At 57.4% G+C, this 17,739-nt stretch carries 17 protein-coding genes; 9 read left to right on the top strand and 8 right to left on the bottom strand.

Annotated elements, in window-relative coordinates; genetic code table 11:
• Positions 1-186: 186 nt before the first annotated feature.
• Complete coding sequence (locus ACRC4F_RS16490) at positions 187-1,809, bottom strand: MFS transporter (protein WP_438660296.1); 1,623 nt, start codon at positions 1,807-1,809, stop codon at positions 187-189.
• A gap of 155 nt (positions 1,810-1,964) precedes the next feature.
• Entirely contained in the window at positions 1,965-3,614 is a 1,650-nt protein-coding gene (locus ACRC4F_RS16485) for a GMC family oxidoreductase (RefSeq protein WP_438660295.1), read from the bottom strand.
• A gap of 133 nt (positions 3,615-3,747) precedes the next feature.
• Between ACRC4F_RS16485 and ACRC4F_RS16480 the strand changes: the two genes are divergently transcribed.
• On the top strand, positions 3,748-4,632 hold the full coding sequence (locus ACRC4F_RS16480) for a LysR family transcriptional regulator (protein ID WP_438660294.1): 885 nt from the start codon (positions 3,748-3,750) through the stop codon (positions 4,630-4,632).
• A gap of 95 nt (positions 4,633-4,727) precedes the next feature.
• Here ACRC4F_RS16480 and ACRC4F_RS16475 read toward each other — a convergent pair whose 3' ends face one another.
• On the bottom strand, positions 4,728-5,129 hold the full coding sequence (locus ACRC4F_RS16475; protein ID WP_438660293.1) for a carbohydrate-binding module family 20 domain-containing protein: 402 nt from the start codon (positions 5,127-5,129) through the stop codon (positions 4,728-4,730).
• A 229-nt stretch (positions 5,130-5,358) separates the two neighbouring features.
• Between ACRC4F_RS16475 and ACRC4F_RS16470 the strand changes: the two genes are divergently transcribed.
• Entirely contained in the window at positions 5,359-5,574 is a 216-nt protein-coding gene (locus ACRC4F_RS16470; protein ID WP_438660292.1) for a DUF4287 domain-containing protein, read from the top strand.
• Positions 5,575-5,674: 100 nt separating this feature from the next.
• Here the strand turns inward: ACRC4F_RS16470 and ACRC4F_RS16465 are convergent, their stop codons facing one another.
• Complete coding sequence (locus tag ACRC4F_RS16465) at positions 5,675-5,923, bottom strand: hypothetical protein (protein ID WP_438660291.1); 249 nt, start codon at positions 5,921-5,923, stop codon at positions 5,675-5,677.
• A 425-nt stretch (positions 5,924-6,348) separates the two neighbouring features.
• On the opposite strand from ACRC4F_RS16465, the gene mqo reads away from it, so the two are divergent.
• Both mqo and ACRC4F_RS16455 read left to right on the top strand, forming a co-directional pair.
• Positions 6,349-7,995: a malate dehydrogenase (quinone) gene (gene mqo / locus ACRC4F_RS16460; protein ID WP_438660290.1), complete on the top strand. Its 1,647-nt coding sequence runs from the start codon at positions 6,349-6,351 to the stop codon at positions 7,993-7,995.
• A 345-nt stretch (positions 7,996-8,340) separates the two neighbouring features.
• Positions 8,341-10,281 carry an acyltransferase family protein gene (locus tag ACRC4F_RS16455; RefSeq protein ID WP_438660289.1) on the top strand — a complete coding sequence of 647 codons (1,941 nt, stop codon included), beginning with the start codon at positions 8,341-8,343 and terminating at the stop codon, positions 10,279-10,281.
• A gap of 105 nt (positions 10,282-10,386) precedes the next feature.
• Here the strand turns inward: ACRC4F_RS16455 and ACRC4F_RS16450 are convergent, their stop codons facing one another.
• The gene (locus ACRC4F_RS16450; RefSeq protein WP_438660288.1) at positions 10,387-10,827 is read right to left on the bottom strand and encodes a DUF6130 family protein; all 441 of its coding nucleotides are present in this window, start codon (positions 10,825-10,827) and stop codon (positions 10,387-10,389) included.
• A gap of 275 nt (positions 10,828-11,102) precedes the next feature.
• On the opposite strand from ACRC4F_RS16450, the gene ACRC4F_RS16445 reads away from it, so the two are divergent.
• The gene (locus tag ACRC4F_RS16445) at positions 11,103-11,378 is read left to right on the top strand and encodes a hypothetical protein (RefSeq protein ID WP_438660287.1); all 276 of its coding nucleotides are present in this window, start codon (positions 11,103-11,105) and stop codon (positions 11,376-11,378) included.
• Between the two features lie 77 nt (positions 11,379-11,455).
• On the opposite strand, the gene ACRC4F_RS16440 is transcribed toward ACRC4F_RS16445, so the two are convergent.
• Positions 11,456-11,884 (bottom strand): hypothetical protein, encoded by a 429-nt coding sequence (locus ACRC4F_RS16440; RefSeq protein ID WP_438660408.1) that lies wholly within the window; start codon positions 11,882-11,884, stop codon positions 11,456-11,458.
• 43 nt (positions 11,885-11,927) lie between these two features.
• Positions 11,928-13,205 carry a flavohemoglobin expression-modulating QEGLA motif protein gene (locus tag ACRC4F_RS16435; protein WP_438660286.1) on the bottom strand — a complete coding sequence of 426 codons (1,278 nt, stop codon included), beginning with the start codon at positions 13,203-13,205 and terminating at the stop codon, positions 11,928-11,930.
• Between the two features lie 177 nt (positions 13,206-13,382).
• Between ACRC4F_RS16435 and ACRC4F_RS16430 the strand changes: the two genes are divergently transcribed.
• Entirely contained in the window at positions 13,383-15,242 is a 1,860-nt protein-coding gene (locus tag ACRC4F_RS16430; protein ID WP_438660285.1) for an ABC transporter ATP-binding protein, read from the top strand.
• A gap of 156 nt (positions 15,243-15,398) precedes the next feature.
• Here ACRC4F_RS16430 and ACRC4F_RS16425 read toward each other — a convergent pair whose 3' ends face one another.
• Positions 15,399-15,599, bottom strand: coding sequence for a hypothetical protein (locus ACRC4F_RS16425; protein ID WP_438660284.1), 201 nt, complete (start codon positions 15,597-15,599; stop codon positions 15,399-15,401).
• 33 nt (positions 15,600-15,632) lie between these two features.
• On the opposite strand from ACRC4F_RS16425, the gene ACRC4F_RS16420 reads away from it, so the two are divergent.
• From ACRC4F_RS16420 to ACRC4F_RS16410, 3 genes are all read left to right on the top strand, one after another.
• Positions 15,633-15,770, top strand: a complete 138-nt coding sequence (locus ACRC4F_RS16420) for a hypothetical protein (RefSeq protein ID WP_438660283.1) — start codon at positions 15,633-15,635, stop codon at positions 15,768-15,770.
• A 149-nt stretch (positions 15,771-15,919) separates the two neighbouring features.
• Positions 15,920-16,354 (top strand): LexA family protein, encoded by a 435-nt coding sequence (locus ACRC4F_RS16415; protein ID WP_438660282.1) that lies wholly within the window; start codon positions 15,920-15,922, stop codon positions 16,352-16,354.
• Positions 16,341-17,621, top strand: coding sequence for a Y-family DNA polymerase (locus ACRC4F_RS16410; protein ID WP_438660407.1), 1,281 nt, complete (start codon positions 16,341-16,343; stop codon positions 17,619-17,621). Before ACRC4F_RS16415 ends, ACRC4F_RS16410 begins: the two co-directional genes overlap by 14 nt.
• The last annotated feature ends 118 nt before the right edge of the window (positions 17,622-17,739 follow it).

Below are 17,739 nucleotides of genomic sequence, written 5' to 3'. Positions count from 1 at the left end.
GAGGGGATTTATCCCCGTTGGGCTGCGAGGCGGGCCCAAACCAGCCATCTCGGTGTGTCAGAACAATCGAGTCGGCTGGATTGGGGCGGCTTCGCCACCCAGCGGGAGCAAGCTCCCTCGCCACAGAGGCCACAGAGGCCACAGGGACCACAGGGACCACAGAGACCACGGTGGATTGTGGTGGCCTCAGTTTGTATCGAGATCCACGTTTTTCGTCTCACGCAGACAGATCATCCCCACCACCAAACTCACCGCAGTAATCACCACCGGGTACCACAGCCCGTAGAAGATGTCTCCGGTGTACACCACCAACGCAAACGACACCGTCGGCAGGAACCCGCCGAACCAGCCGTTGCCGATGTGATAGGGCAGGGACATCGAGGTGTAGCGGATGCGCGTCGGGAACAGTTCGACCATCAGCGCCGCCAGCGGGCCGTAGCACATGGCTGAAATGATGATCAGCACCACCATCAGCGCCACGATCATGGCCTTGTTGACCTGTTGCGTATCGGCTTGTGACGGATACCCCGCCAGGGTCACCGCACCGCGCAGGGCCGCTTCGTCGAAGCCATCCAGCTTCACGTCACCAACGCTGACCTGCACGCCGCTGCCGGCCGGGGCCGCTTCGCTCTTGTAAGGCAGGCCCTGTTTCACCAGGAAGGTTTTGACCTTGTCGCACGGGCTGTCAAATTTCGCCTTGCCCACCGGGTCGAACTGGAAGGTGCAAGTGGCCGGGTCGGCCAGCACGGTGATCGGTGCCTGACGGCTGGCCTGATCGATGGCCGGGTTGGCGTAGTGGGCGATGGATTTGAAGATCGGGAAGTACAGCGCGGTGGCCAGCAGCAGGCCGATCATCAGCACCGGTTTGCGTCCGACCTTGTCCGATAGCCAGCCAAAAAAGATGAAGAACGGCGCGCCAATAATCACGCTGACAATCAGCAGACTGTTCGCCAGGGCCGGGTCCATTTTCAGGAACTGGGTGAGGAAAAACAGCACGTAGAATTGCGCCGCGTAGAAAGTCACGGCTTGCCCGGCGTTGATGCTGAACAGCGCGATCAGTACGACTTTGAGGTTTTCCCATTTACCGAAGGAGTCACGCAGCGGCGACTTGCAGAGCTTGCCTTCCTCTTTCATTTTCACAAAGGCCGGCGACTCGTGCAGGCTCATGCGAATCCAGGTCGAGATGCCCAGCAGCACGATGGAAAACAGAAACGGAATCCGCCAGCCCCAGACTTCAAACTGGTCACCGGTGAAGTAGCGGCAACCGAGTACCACCAGCAGCGACAGCAACAGACCAAGGGTCGCGGTGGACTGAATCCAGCTGGTGTGGAAACCGCGTTTGCCCATCGGCGCGTGTTCGGCGACATACGTCGCGGCGCCGCCGTACTCGCCGCCCAGGGCCAGGCCCTGAAGCATGCGCAGCACCACGAGGATAATCGGCGCGGCGATGCCGATGCTGGCGTAGGTCGGCAGCAGGCCGACGCAGAAGGTCGCCAGACCCATAAGGATGATGGTGGCGAGGAACGTGTATTTACGCCCGATCATGTCCCCCAGCCGTCCGAACACCAACGCGCCGAATGGCCTCACGATGAAGCCGGCGGCGAAGGCCATCAGCGCAAAGATGAACGCCGTGGTGTCGTTGACCCCGGCGAAAAACTGTTTGCTGATCACCGCCGCGAGGGCGCCATAGAGGAAAAAGTCGTACCACTCGAAAACCGTCCCGAGTGACGACGCGAAGATGACCTTGCGGGTGTCGCGGCCGATCTCGGCGCTACCCACCGACTCCAGCGACTGCACATGTTCTGACATATCGGTATCCCTCACAGTGATTGTTTTTGTTGTTCCACTGGTGTTGCGTGTTCCTTGCAGCGGGTAATTTTCTACGTCTGTAAATCTGGCGCGGCCCCTTGTGGGAGCGGGCCTGCTCGCGATGGCGGAGCATCAGTCAACATTGATGTTGGATGTCACACCGTCATCGCGAGCAGGCTCGCTCCCACAGGGGAAGTGTCAACAGTAGCGGTAAGCATCAGCTGTGCAGCCTTTTCGGCAATCATCAGCGTAGGCGAACAGGTGTTGCCGGAGGTGATTCGCGGCATGATCGAGGCATCGGCAACGCGCAAGCCGGGAATCCCGTGAACCCGCAACTCGGCATCCACCACCGCTTCCACGTCATTGCCCATCCGACAGGTCCCCACCGGATGGAAAATCGTCGTGCCAATCCGCGCCGCGGCTTCGTGCAATTCTTCTTCGCTCTGCAAGCTGTCACCGGGCAAATATTCCACCGGTTTGAACGCTTGCAGGGCCGGGGCGGCAACAATGCGGCGGGTCAGGCGAATCGCGTCAGCGGCAACCCGCAAATCCTCTGGATGGCTCAAGTAATTGGGCTGAATCGATGGCGCTTCCTGCGGATCGGCAGAACGGATTTCCACGCGACCGCGACTCTGCGGCCTCAGGTCGCAAACCGATGCAGTAAAAGCAGGAAACGCATGCAACGGTTCGCCAAAACGTTCCAGCGACAGCGGTTGCACGTGGTATTCGAGATTGGCTGAAGTCTGCTCCGGCCCCGACCGGGCAAACGCACCGAGCTGACTCGGCGCCATCGACAGCGGGCCGCTGCGGTCATACAAATAACGCAGGCCCATGCCCATCTTGCCCCACACGCTGCCAGCGATCTGGTTCAGGGTGCGCGCGTTTTCCAGTTTGTAGATCAGCCGCAGTTGCAGGTGATCCTGCAGATTCCCGCCAACACCGCGCAGCTCATGGGCCACGCCGATCCCCAGTTTTTGCAGTAGCGGACGGGGGCCGATCCCGGAGCGTTGCAGGATGCTCGGCGAGCCGACGGAGCCTGCGCACAACACGATTTCCTTGCGTGCCTTGAAAGTTTTCGCCTGACCTTGATAACGCGTGCTGACCGCCGATGCACGGCCGTTTTCCAATAGCACACGGTCCACTTCGACATCCGTCAACACGGTGAGATTGGTCCGGTTGCGGATCGGTTTGAGAAAGGCCTTGGCCGCGTTCCAGCGAATCCCGGCCTTCTGGTTGACCTGGAAATAGCCGCAGCCTTCGTTATCGCCCTGGTTGAAATCATCGATGCTGGCAAGGCCGCTTTGCTCGGCAGCGCTGCGGAACGCATCCAGAATCGGCCACGACAGCCGTTGACGTTCGATCCGCCATTCCCCGGCGGCGCCGTGAAATTCCGAGTCGCCGGCAAAATGGTTTTCGCTTTTCTTGAACAGCGGCAGGACGTCGTTCCAGCTCCAGCCCGGATTGCCGTCGGCGGCCCAGCCGTCATAGTCGCCAGCCTGGCCACGCATGTAGATCATGCCGTTGATCGAGGAGCAGCCACCCAGTACTTTGCCGCGCGGGTAACTCAGCGCGCGACCTTGCAGGCCGGGTTGCGCTTCGGTCTTGAAGCACCAGTCGGTGCGCGGGTTGCCGATGCAGAACAGGTAGCCCACCGGGATGTGTATCCACGCGTAGTTATCGCGGCCGCCGGCTTCGAGCAGCAATACGCGGTGTTGCGGGTCGGCGGACAGTCTATTGGCCAGCAAACACCCGGCCGGCCCGGCGCCGACCACGATGTAGTCGAATTCATCAAGGGAAGTCTGCATCCCTGACCTCGTATTGTTGTTCTTGTTGTCGGTCATCCTAGTTGTTAGCTTTCGTCAAAAGAATGTTAGTTTTTGCGCAGCCGCTGTGCGTTTTCAGACAGCGCCTCACTTAGCGTAGCCCCAAGGACGACTCATGTTCGACTGGAATGACCTGCGGTTTTTTCTCGAGTTGCAGCGCAGCGGTCGTTTGCTCACCGCTGCCCGCCGTTTGAACACCACCCACGCCACCGTCGCCCGGCACATCGAGGCCATCGAAAAGAGCCTCGGCACGGCATTGTTCGTTCAGCATGCCCAGGGCTACGAAATGACGCCGGCCGGCGAAGCGCTGCTCAAACACGCCGAAGCCATGGAAAACGTCGCGTTGCTGGCGCAAGAAGAAATCACCCAATCCACCGCGCCGCTGGGCAAGATTCGCGTTGGCGTCACCGAAGGGCTGGGCATCATGTTCCTCGCCAGCCGCATGAACGGCCTGTTCGAGCGCTACCCGGGACTGGAAGTCGAACTGGTCGCCGTGCCGCGCTTCGTCAGCATCCTCAACCGCGAAGCCGAAATCAGCATCCACCTCGAACGCCCGGCTGCCGACATGCTGGTCACGCGCAAACTCACTGACTATCGCCTGGCGCTGTACGCCAGCCAGGCCTACCTCGACAAGGCGCCCCCGCTGCACAGCCGCGAAGACCTCGGCCGCCATGCCTGGATCGGCTACGTCGACGATTTGCTGTTCAGCCAGGAACTGATGTTTCTCAACAGCTTCTGCCGCAACCCGCAGGTAATCTTCCACAGCACCAGCGTCATCGCCCAGCAACAGGCGGCGCGCTCCGGGTTGGGGATCGCAGTGCTGCCGTGCTACATGGCCAGCGCCGATCCGGAACTGGTGCCGCTGTTTGCGGATGAGAGCATTCTGCGCAGTTACTGGATCAGTACGCGGCGGGAGCTGCACAAATCCGTGCGGCTGCGGGTGATGTGGGATTACGTGGTGGAGTTGTGTGAGGCGGAGCAGGGGTTGTTGATGGGGTAGCCTGGCACACAAGCTCCGATCAGCCAAGCAATGAAGGAACCAATACAACCCCCTGTGGCGAGGGCGGCAGATTCTTCCCCAATGCTGACTCACATCTAGAACGAGCCGACGCTCTTCGCAGTGAAAGCCAACTTAACGATGTTGTTGGGATTGCCCTGCCACTTCTGCACGTCGGTCGGTACAGTCTCGCTGCGCACAATACACTTCCATTCCACATCTTTGCCGTCGTCCGCGCCTGGGAAAAGTACCTTGCCGGTCCATGTCGGGTAGTCGGGTTTATCGTTGAGCTTCACGGCCTTGGCCGGATCCCAGTTCCCTAACTTCGGATGGTTGCCGACAACATAAACGCTGTAGCCCGGCGTCGTGTTGCCGTTAACGCATTTAAATTCCACTTCGTCTGTTATGGGCGCCCAAACGCCACCTTGAGCATCACCGTAAACCTGCAGCAACCCCAACATGCTAACGCCCAGCGGCAATAGATAACGATTCCGTAACATGATCAACGCCTCGATTGAATCCAATGGGCGCAGCTTAGTCTCGACCAAACGGAAAATGACCTGTAAGAACTGACAGTTCGTTAGAGCACTTCGCGATAGCCTTCATCGTTGTTTATTAACAGCGAACTTGTACCCACTGGACGGCACGGCTGTCCTGGCCTTCAATTCGTGGGGTGAAGACAAGGAGCGTCCCACCGACACTCCATCGCGAAAAAAGGGAGCTGGCAGCATGATCGAAGAGACAAAAGTAAAAGGCCCGGCATCGTACTTCCCCTCAATCGAGAAAAAATACGGTCAACCCATCAACCATTGGCTGGAACTGCTCGGCACCGTGAGTGGCAAGAAGCATATGGAAATGGTGGCCTGGTTGAAGGAAGAGCACGATATGGGGCATGGCCATGCGAATGCGTTGGTTGCGCATTACTTGGCGAGCGTTAAAGCGTAAGCCGCCGGTAAACGGCGCGAAACTTTACGGCTATTGATAGCTATCGACGGCAACACGGCCTGAGGAAGCTAGGGCGTAACGCCCTAGCGGATAGCAGCTGTCACTTTTTCTTTTTCGCCGGCTTGTCTGCCTTGTCTGATTTCTTGGCCTTTTCTGGCTTGCTATCAGCTTTTTTTGCAGATTTTTTTGGTTCGGCATCTTTTTTCTTGTCTTTCTTTTCGGAAGATTTCGAAAGCGCCGAGGCCGCCGCTGATTTCTTTGCAGGTGAAGACTTTTTGTCTTTCAAATCCTTGCTGGCTTTCGAAGCTTCACCTTTGCTTTTCTTCTCGTCTTTAGCCACGTTGACCACCTCTCGGAATATGCCGGTATTGGCAGATCGCCTGTGCAATTACCCACAAGCTGATCATTAGGCGAGCGCGCCCAACAGCGGTTCAAAATTTTTTGATGCGTTGAGACAGACTTCGGATGGTGCACCGATAGGTACTGAGGTCTGGACACCCTGAAAAGGTCAAACATTTGCCGACAGCGTTATGGATTCAGAGTTTGGCTGTAATTAAATGCACATTGGCACAAAAAGCTCGCAAACACCTGAACAGGATTCTTCGATCCTCGTTAGCCTGATTCCATTGGGTGCCGAGCATGGAACCCAATAGGGCTCCTGGATTCACGTGATGCTTGATCTTGAAGTTTCTCACCAGGTCTTTACCACCTATCACCCACGATAGCGCTAACTGAGCGGTAAGGATGACCGTACATTTGCGGGAGAAGCACAAGATGAACACGAAAAAACTGAAACACATTCTTGCCGGATTGACCCTGTCTTTTGGCGCTGTGCATTCGCACGCCGAAGAGGCCAAAAAAGTCGATGTATTGCTGATCGGTGGCGGCATCATGAGCGCAACCTTGGGCGTGTGGCTGAATGAATTGGAGCCGGGGCTCTCGATGGAGATGGTCGAACGCCTCGACGGTGTCGCCCTGGAAAGCTCCAATGGCTGGAACAACGCCGGTACAGGTCATTCGGCATTGGCCGAGTTGAATTACACACCGCAAGACGAGAACGGAAAAGTCACGATCTCGAAGGCCGTTGAAGTCAATGAAGGCTTCCAGCTGACCCGACAATTCTGGGCCTGGCAAGTCAGGCAAGGCGTGCTGAAGAACCCGCGTTCGTTCATCAATTCCACCCCGCACATGAGCTTCGTCTGGGGCGATGCCAACGCCAGCTTTCTGAAAAAGCGTTATGAGGCGTTGCAGGCTAGTCCGTTGTTTCGCGGCATGCAGTTTTCCGAAGACCCGGCCGTGATCAAAAAATGGGTTCCGCTGATGATGGAAGGGCGTGATCCCAAGCAAAAAATCGCGGCCACGTGGAATCCCAATGGCACTGATGTCAATTTTGGAGAAGTGACCCGCCAACTGGTCGGTTACCTGCAAACCTCGCCCAATTTTGCCCTGAAGCTGTCAAGCGAAGTGCAGGACATCACCCGAAACGAGGACGGGAGTTGGCGCGTCAGCTACAAAAACCTCAAGGACGGAAGCGAAACCGCAACCGATGCCAGATTCCTGTTCATCGGTGCCGGTGGTGGCGCGTTGAAGCTGTTGCAGAAATCGGGTATTCCCGAGGCCAGGGAATATGCCGGCTTTCCAGTGGGCGGCTCATTTCTGGTGACAGAAAACCCGGCCATTACCGAGCGTCATCTGGCCAAAGCGTACGGCCAGGCGTCGGTGGGGGCGCCGCCCATGTCGGTTCCGCATCTGGATACCCGTGTACTGGACGGCAAGCGCCTGATCCTGTTCGGGCCATTCGCAACCTTCAGTACCAAGTTTCTCAAGCAGGGCTCCTTCCTGGACCTGCTGAGCACTACCACGATAGACAATGTGTGGCCGATGACTCGCGTCGGCATCAAACAATATCCACTGGTCGAGTACCTGGCTGGCCAACTGATGCTGTCGGACGACGATCGGCTTAATGCGCTGAAAGAATACTTCCCTGACGCCAAAGCCGAAGACTGGCATCTGTGGCAAGCAGGCCAGCGCGTGCAGGTGATCAAGCGTGACGAAGCTGCCGGTGGCGTCCTGAAGCTGGGCACGGAGATTGTTACATCCCAGGACGGCACCATTGCCGGTTTGCTAGGTGCCTCTCCAGGCGCGTCGACCGCGGTACCCATCATGGTGAGCTTGCTGCAGAAAGTCTTCAAAGACAAAGTCGCGACGCCCGCCTGGCAGGAGAAACTGCATCAGATTCTCCCGAGCTACGGTACCCAACTTAACGACGATCCAGCAAAAGTGGCTGAAGAGTGGGCCTATACCGCCAAGATACTTCAATTGATGCCCCCACCGGCGATCAGTGAAATCGCTACGCCGATTGCTGAAAAAGAGGAGGGCACGTCGATGAAAGAAAAGGCAGCGGCTGACATGGCTCTATGAGTGATAAGACCACGCATTGGGGATGCTTGGGATCGCTGACTTAAAGACAAAAGCCCGCTGGCCGTTAACGGCCAGCGGGCTTTTTAATGGATCATCACGGATTGCCGGGAAAGACGCTCTTTATCTTCATGAAAAAGAATTCGCTATCCCGGTAACCCTAGGCCATCCGCTTCGGTTGGCGGGCGGCTTTTGCAAAACCGGCACAGTTTTTTTGCATTCAATTTTGCATACCGTCAAATTTCCAACTACACCTGATAGGTGAGGTGGGGTGTGTCCAAATCTTGACAGTTGTCGTCATGGCTCGGACGTCCGATAGGTGGCAACAATTTAGGGATGGTCAGGGACATGGCACAAGGCAAGTACCGCTCGGACATCGATGGGCTGCGGGCTGTGGCAGTGATTGCAGTACTTCTGCATCATCTGAACACCAATCTTTTGCCAGGCGGATTCGTTGGCGTAGACATCTTCTTCGTCATCTCCGGCTTTTTGATCACCTCCCAGGTTTTTTCCGAGGTCAAACGCAACACGTTTTCGCTGAAGGGTTTTTATCAGCGACGCATCAATCGCATTGTTCCGGCATTGGTCACGGTATTGCTGGCGACCGTGATCGTCGGGGCATTTATTCTTTCTCCGGTCGACCTGATTCGTCTCAACGTCAGCGCATTGCTGTCTTTGATGGGCGTCTCGAACATCTATATTTGGGTCAAGTACGGTAACTACTTCGCCGCGGACGCCAGTGAAGCGCCCCTGCTGCATACCTGGTCACTGGGCATTGAAGAACAGTTCTACCTGCTCTGGCCGCTGTTCATTGTCGTGCTCTACCGCTTGGCGCCACGTTACGTGCTGCCGGTTTTGGCCATTGGCGTAGTCTTCGCGGTTGGCGCTTCAGAATACGCGGCAGGCGTATTTACAACCGCCGCCTACTACCTGTTGCCTACGCGCTTTTTCGAATTGATGCTGGGTGGGTTGCTGGCGATCTATCTGCATCAACCGCGCATCATCGGAAAGCTCACGGCGCATGGCATTGCCCTGGCCGGATTCCTGCTGATCGGTTATTCGCTGTTTGCCTTGAACCCCACCTCGACCTTCCCCGGGACCAACGCCTTGATCCCGTGCCTGGGTGCCGCGTTGTTGATCCTGGCCGGCAGCGGCGACACGCGCTCGCGTTTGCTCACCAGCCGGCCCATGGTGTTCATCGGCTTGATTTCCTATTCGCTGTATTTGTGGCACTGGCCGTTGATTGCCTACCTGAGCTATTTGGGGATCCCCATCGATCTGCCGGTCGGGGCGATACTGATCGCGGTTTCGATCATCCTCGCGTGGCTGTCCTGGCGTTATGTCGAGGTGCCTTTTCGGCGCGATGGAGCGACGTGGCACTTTTCCAAAGTCTTTGCCCGTCGATTCGCCGTCCCGGCCCTGGGCCTGGCTGCATTGGCGGTGCTGAGCGTGCAATTCAACGGGTTTCCACAACGATTCAGTCCTGATGTTTCAGCACTCGAAGCGATGACCCTGCAAAAGCCGAGCGAGATTCGCAAGGGGTGCCACGTCACCAATGCGCTTTACAGCACAGGACCTAATGACACGTGCCGTCTGGGGGTCAAAAAAGCCGAGCTGGACGGCATCATGATCGGTGATTCGTTTGCCAATCATTTCACCGGCATGGTGGATCTTCTGGCCAAACCAGACAACCTGTCGATCATGGATTACACCATGGACTCGTGCCCGCCGATCCTCGGCTACACCGTCGACATGAACGCGGTCTACGCCGCCCATTGTGCAAAACGCAACGAACGTGTGTTCACCATGATCGAGCAGAACCATTATCACTATGTGGTGCTGGCGGCGATCTGGCCCAGGGACGCGATTGCCAAAGACATGGTCGAAGCGAGTATCAAGCGGGTGGTGGAAAACAGCGACGAAGTCATCGTCATCTTGAGGAACCAGCACATCGAAAAAGCCGCCAGTTGCCCGATCCGTCATTTGATGTTCGGCACCGATCACGATTGCTCGGTCACCCGAAGTGCCGTCGCTCCCTATTGGGCAGACATCCATCTGAAATACCCGCAGGTGCACTTTATCGACCCCAATCAAGTGATTTGCCCGGCAGGCGTCTGCAGCCCGATTATCAGCGGCCAACTGCTGTACCTGGATGATTCGCACCTGAATGAAGTGGGGTCGCGTTTTATTGGCCGCACGTTACTCGACCGAGGCTACTCGTTGTTGCACGACCCGGTGGCTGCCCCACGTACTGTCGGGACCAAGCTGGAAGCCACAGTTCACCTATAGGGGGCTTCGTGAGGAAGCGTGCTTGCGATGGCGTTCGACCTGACGCATAGCATTCGGCGAGGATTAGCTGCCAGGCAAGTGCCATTCAAGCCAGTCCTCTTTGAATCACGGTTTCTCCGGCACTACAAAATTCACTACCGTACTGGTCAGGATTTTGTGACTCGGGTCGGCCACTTCAAGCAGCACCTTGTGAGTGCCTGGCGTCAGCCCGACCAAAATAATCGGGTCTTCACTGGTGTGCGCCCATGTGCCTTTCCAGTCGTCGACGGTCACGTGAAGGTGACCGAGACGAGGTGACACTTCAACAGCCGTTTTGCCAAATACCGGCATGATCCGGGCGTGCTCAGTTCGATACTGGATGATGACCACTCCGCGGGCCAGCGGCGCGGCGAGCGGAGGGTAGGCAATGAGTTTTGGCCCCGTCTCGGATTCCAATGGGAGTATTGCCGGGGGCTGGTGGGTATCTGCTTCCCCCTGACCCCACGCGGCTATGCAAAAGAGGGCGCCCAACGTTAAGGCGGGTAGATTTCTGAGAGCGAGGGGCATGGTGTTTTCTCCCGCGTGATCTCATTCAAGGCTAGATCAAACCGGGCAGTTGTGTACGCCAAAGCTGCCACGCTCTGCAAAACCGCCGAGTGGGGTGAAATCTGTGAATGGAGCGGCGCAAAATGACAGCTAAGCTTCCTTTTACTGTCGGGTTGATTGAGCAGATCGGGCTTCGCGGCCAGGGCGTATAGCCGCCTTCAGTCGTCACCTCGCCGGTGCAACATCCTGCCCGATCTTGAGCGTCAGCCCTTTGCAACAGCCTCGGAGGGGAGCCAATGAAACGTTTCGTACTGCTCGTCGCGATCTCTATGCTTACCACTGCTTGTCAGAGCACCAATGATGATGGCGTCACCCGACTAGACAATTGTGTCTGCTACAAATCGCCCGAGGGACAACATTTGCAAACATCGCAAATGGCATGGAAAGACCCCGAAACGTTGCAGAAACAATTCTCACATTGCGTTTGCCGAGCCTTGGTTGACCTGAAGAAGGTCGATGATCCCAGTAAATATTTCGTACCCGGAACCGAAATAAGAACGGAACTGAAATAAACAGGATCGGAAAAGGTGACGGGTTTATTTTAGAAAAGGGACTGGCGCAAATACGCGAACAAGTCAGTCCCTTTGATTCAACGGCCATATTCAACGTACGGCCCCAAGTAGAAACCTTGCGTATCCCAGTTGATTCGATAAATCACTTCTTTCCCTGGCTTGACGTTGGCCGCGACCGTTTTGATCGCGACACCCGCGCATAATCCAGACTCGGCGAGCCCGGTGCCGAGATTCACTTCACCGGCAGGCAAAACGAACGATGCCTTCTGACCGGGACCTATCTTGGCTGCGCGCTGACCATCAATGTAGAACACGGCGTCACATCCCGAAGCGACAAACCCGTCATCACGGAGAATGGTCAGGCGTCCCGGATCTTTCGTTCCCTGGCTTTTGATCGCGTACATCTCACTGGCCGGCACCGGCCGCGCTTCAGACACCCGAATAGGTGATGTTGCGCACCCGCCCAAGGCCAGCAAGAGCGCTCCCGTTGCGATAATCCTTCGCATGATTTTTTCCTCCTGAAACAGGGCGAATGTTTCGGTACCGTGATCACATGGCACTGGCATCGTTTTCATGTTCATCTGCAAAGGCCATGAGCACCTCCAGATCGAGCACATCCAGTTTTATCTGGGCGATAAAAGCGGAGAAGGCCAGGTTGGCGGCGAGTAGACGCAGGTCGCAGGCCCAGGCCGGTAGATGGGTGGGGCCCTGGAGCCAGCCGGACTCGAATAGAGGCGCCAGGCGTACGGTGTCGGCCAGACTGAGGCGTCCGGCAAACAAATGCCCCACCAATTCGGGGCGATTGTCGCGGATCGCGATGCGCAACAGGGTATGGACACCGAGCAAACCCGTCAGGTAGGCGGCATCCTTGGTAAACGCTGAACCACCCCGTAGATCGGCGCCACGGAACACCCGTTGGGTTGAGCGGAAAGACTCCTCTTGCGACTGGCCGGCGGCAAGAAACCCCTCGAATACCTGGATGAAATCGGCGCCGTCCAACGCTTGCTGGACCGCAAGCACGCGCAGTGCCAGGCGGCGCAAGCGGCTGATGTCCATACTGCCCGTGAACAGTTCTGCGAGGGTGGCGATGCCTTCCTGGGTCTGAGTCGTGCGAGGCGCTCCCAAACCCAGACTTTTGAGGTTGGGCTGGAGCGCGCCATTTTGTGCGGTAGCGACATGCACGAAAGCCTCATGCTGCAACAACTGATTCTTGTCCAGTTCAGAGAACAGTGCGCCGCTGCGCAGACGAATGCGGCTTGCCCCGGCGATCGCCTTGGCAGCAAGGGTCGGATCGAGCACCACCGTGACCCGGCCCTCGCCGAAGAAACGGTCCAGTTCCGGCTGCATCCAGGCGGCGAAGGCCTCGGCCGGGATATCGGCCTGAGTCGGTGGAATCCGGGCTCCACCCAGCAGGGCATCGGTGGTCGTAAGAAAAAAACGGGCCGCGTCCAGCATGCTGAGGTTCTGGTTCGGATAGTAGAAATCCGGGCGCCGGTACAACGCGGATGAATATTGAGTGAAGGCGGGCGTGCCAATCGCGCCGAGCATGCGTCCAGCCGTGGCATAACTGCGCGCTGTCATGGCGAGGTAGTTCCCGGCTGGATGACCCTGATCGCAACGCCCGATAAAAGCTTCCAGAGCGGCGATGTCGGCGCTGTGCTCGCGTGGGCGCTGCTCGACTTCAGGCAATGCTGCTTTCCCTGCGCGCCAATTCGCCAGGAATACTTCTTCGACGCCATCCGGCCAGGACAGGGCATCCAGTACGCGGATCTTGCGAGCCAGACCGGGTAGCGCGGCATCAAGTTCTGACAGCGGGGCGCTGCTCACTGGAGTCTCCCTTGAAAGACGCGGTTCATTCGAAAAAGCTTAGTCGTTCCGATGCGTTGCGTTGTAACCGTTCAAGGGGGCTCCTGCCATTCAACGCCACACCTCAACTTCGCAAAACCCTCAAGGCAACCGATCAATGGCAGAATCCCCCTCAACTTGATCGTTTTGGAGACCACCATGCTTCGTGCGTTTGAACGAAGACTCGACCCCTTTCCTCCTGACGAGGTGCCACCGCCACCCGACGGCCTGGCTCGCTTCCTGTGGGCCTGTACCCGGGGCGCCCGCGGTTACATCCTTGCGCTTGCGCTGCTCAGTGCCGGTGTGTCGATTTACGAGGCGTGGCTGTTTTCCTTCCTCGGGCAGGTCGTGGACCTGCTCTCGACCTGGCAGGCAGGCGGTGAAGCGGCAGAACAGGAAAGTCGCGTGTTGTGGGGCATGGGCATCGTCATGGTGGCCAGTGTCGGGCTGGTGGCGTTGCGCACCATGGTGCAGCACCAGATATTGGCGATTAACTTGCCGTTGCGGTTGCGCTGGGACTTCCATCGCCTGATGCTGCGACAAAGCCTTTCGTTTTTTTCCGATGAGTTTTCCGGCCGGGTCACCACCAAGGTGATGCAGACTGCGCTCGCGGTGCGCGACGTGCTGTTCACCCTGGTCGAGATCGCACCCGGGATCGGGGTGTATTTCATCGCGATCATTGCACTGGCCGGCGGCTTCGCGCTGAAACTGATGCTGCCTTTCGTTGCCTGGGTCCTGTTGTTCGGTGTGGCCATGCTGTACTTCGTACCCCGCCTGGGGAAAGTCGGGCAGGAACAGGCCAATGCGCGGTCGATGATGACCGGGCGTATCTCGGACGCCTATACCAACATCACCACGGTGAAGCTGTTCTCCCACTCCAATCGTGAAGCACACTTCGCCCGTGCTGCGATGGAGGATTTCAAGCAAACCGGTTTCCGCCAGATGCGCCTGGTCAGCCAGTTCGAGATCGTCAACCAGGCCTTGGTGGTGGCGTTGATCATGGCAGCCGGTGGTTATGCCCTGTGGCTATGGCACCAGGGCCAGGTCGGCGCAGGTGCCGTGGCGGCAATCACCGCCATGGCACTGCGGATCAATGGCATGTCGCACTGGATCATGTGGCAAATGACCTCGCTGTTCGAGAGCATCGGCACCGTGCAGGATGGCATGGCAACCTTTACCCGCGGCCCCAAAGTGCAGGATGCGCCGGACGCAGGCGCGCTGGTGACCTCCGGCGGCGCGGTGACCTTCGATAAGGTGAGCTTCAACTACAATGGCGAACGCCAGGTGCTCGATGGCCTGAGCCTGAATATCCGCGCGGGCGAAAAAATTGGCTTGGTTGGCCGCTCTGGCGCCGGCAAATCCACGCTGATCAATTTGCTGCTGCGCTTTTATGACGTCGACAGCGGGGAGATTCGCATCGACGGCCAAAACATCGCACACGTGACGCAAGACAGCCTGCGCGGCTCCATCGGCATGGTCACGCAGGATACCTCGCTGCTGCACCGTTCCATCCGCGACAACATCGCTTACGGCCGTCCCGATGCGACCGACGCGCAAATCCGCAGCGCCGCGGCCAATGCCCAGGCCCATGAGTTCATCAGCCAACTGAGCGACCGGCAAGGCCATACCGGCTACGACACACTTGTGGGTGAGCGCGGCATCAAGCTGTCGGGTGGCCAGCGCCAACGCGTCGCGATTGCCCGTGTGATGCTCAAGAACGCCCCGATCCTGCTGCTTGACGAGGCCACCAGCGCGCTCGACTCGGAAGTCGAAGTCGCCATTCAGGAAAGCCTTGATGAAATGATGCAGGGCAAGACCGTGATCGCGATAGCCCATCGGCTGTCCACGATTGCGGCCATGGACCGGCTAATCGTCATGGATGACGGACGCATTATCGAACAGGGCACTCACACCGAATTGCTTGGAAAGAACGGCGTCTACGCGCGACTGTGGCAGCACCAAAGCGGAGGGTTCCTGGGTGAGGATCAGGGACTGGTCGAGGCGATGGATCAGGTGTGAGGGTGCAGGGGCGCAGCAGGGGGAATGTGAACGGACGTTGGGGGGAAACGAAGTAGACACTCGTCAAGGGCTGCTCCGCCCCCACTTCGCGTGCTGTAGACGACACCGAAGTCAGGAGTGGTCAATGTCGTCAGTTGAACGTTTTGCAGGTTTTGATTAGCAGTGATCGTAACCACTGCTGACCGGGATCGTGGTGCGTGCGCTCATGCCAAGCCACTGTTTTGCTGACACCTGGAATAGCGCTTCCCGGTTGAAGCGCAATGCACTGAGCACGTTCCACCCGCCGATGGCCAGCCAGGTCGGATTGCCTGGCACGGTTGGGCAGGTGAGGGCGAAACCCGACTGGACGTTCATCATGCCTGGCTGATTGAGGACTTGGCGGGCGGTCGTGTGCGCATCCTCACGCAAGAAACCCAGAAGGGTAAAACGGCTGAAGAGTTGGCCAAGGCCAAGCCGAACCCGATGATTAACGGTCACCAGGATTGGCTGGATGGGTTGGTCGGCGCTGCACGCAACCCAAGCAACTGAGCGCGGACGCGCCCTCATGACTTCTTGGCCATCCTTCAAACGTGCACTCGGAAAACCCACCGGTCGCAATTGTCAGTGCCCGCGATTGACCGTAAGCAGTCTTCGACGTTAACTGTATAGATGTACAGTTATGGTTTAAGGTATTTCTCATGAGCTTCACTATCCTCGGTCCCTTGGCAGCAGGGGGCGTTCAGCTTCCCTTTTACTCGTTCAGGGTCCCAGCGGGTTTTCCGTCTCCAGCAGCCGATCATCTCGAGCAGCACATCTCCATCGACGAGATCCTGGACATTCGGGCGCCGCATATCTACTTGGTACGGATAGAGGGCAGCAGCATGGAAGGCGCAGGTATTTTCGATGGCGACATGGCGGTAGTTGATCGTTCGATGACTGCTGAGCACGGACATATCGTCATTGCTGCAGTGAACTCTGAGCCAGTATGCAAGCGTCTCTGCAAACGAGGTCCCAACATCATCCTGATGTCTGAAAACACAGGTTACCCGCCGCGTTACATCCTCGAAGGCGACGAGCTGATCATTTGGGGCGTTGTGACGTTTAGTGTGCGTGCCCATGATCCAAAAGCCTGAACCCGTTTTCGCACTGATCGATTGCAACAGCTTCTACGCAAGCTGTGAGCGAGTATTCCGACCTGAGTTGGCCAAGAGCCCCATCGTGGTGCTGTCGAACAACGATGGCTGCGTCATCGCTCGTAGCTACGACGCAAAACCCTTCGTGAAAATGGGAGAACCGTACTTCCAAATCAAGCACAAACTCAAGCAGCACGGCATCGTCGCTTTCTCGTCGAACTATGCGTTATACGGCGACATGAGCGAACGCGTGATGAGCGTGATCGAGTCACTAGTGCCTGCCGTAGAGGTCTACAGCATTGATGAAGCCTTCGCAGATCTAGCAGGCGTACCGGGTGATCTCGAGGCGCTCGGTCGTCGTATCCGTGCGCAGGTATATCGCAGCACTGGCATCCCTGTCGGCGTGGGTATCGCTGGCACTAAAACCCTCAGCAAACTCGCTAATCATGCGGCCAAAAAATGGCAAGCGCAGAGTGGCGGCGTAGTTGATCTTCGTGACCAAACCAAGCGCGACTGGGTTCTGAAAAAATGCTCGGTCTCGGATGTCTGGGGCGTGGGACGTAAGATGACCTTGCATCTGGAGGGCATGGGTATCAAGTCGGCTTGGGATCTTTCCAAGGCGGATGCCTGGATGCTTCGCAAGAAATTCAGTGTAGTGATCGAGAAGACAGCCCGTGAGTTGGCGGGCACGCCCTGCCTTGAACTGGATGAGCCTGATCCTCCCAGGCAAGAGATCTGCTGCAGTCGGATGTTCGGCAAGCGTCTCACAGAGATAGCGCCGATTAAGGAGGCGGTCGCAACATACATGATGCGAGCCGTGGAGAAGCTTCGGGCTCAGCAGTCCCTATGCAAGAAGATCAGGGTCAGCATTCGCACGGGCATGTTCAATCCCGAGGAAGCGAAGTACGCCAATGGTGTTTTGGTGGAATTGCCCTATCCAACCGACGACGTTCGGCTGATGACAAAAGCTGCGGTGAACGCGGTAGACAGGGTTTTCCGACCAGGCTTTAAATACAGCAAAGCAGAGGTGCTTCTGATTAACCTTTGCCATAAGGGCGAGTACACCGAAGATCTCTTTTCAATCTCTCAACCGGAAGCGACCGAGAAAGTGATGGGCGTTATAGACGCCATTAATGGCAGATGGGGCAGGGGGACGATGCGACTTGCGAGTGTGCCGACTAACCCTGATTGGGGTATGCGGAGGGAGATGATGAGTCAGAGCTTCACTACGCGGGTTGATCAGCTCTGGACTGTGTACTGTCGGTAAGCCGTATCGTCTATAGGCTCCGCCCGAGACCCCTGACTGGATTATTCGAAATTATTGCTCAGTAATAATTATGGCCGGATCATAATTTTATGGTGTAGAGCAATCAGCTCTCGGCATT

Origin of the sequence: Pseudomonas sp. (assembly GCF_051660785.1) — a bacterium.
Lineage (GTDB): Bacteria > Pseudomonadota > Gammaproteobacteria > Pseudomonadales > Pseudomonadaceae > Aquipseudomonas.
Note: the sequence above shows the minus strand (reverse complement) of the source record. Positions and strands in the feature narration are given on the sequence as shown.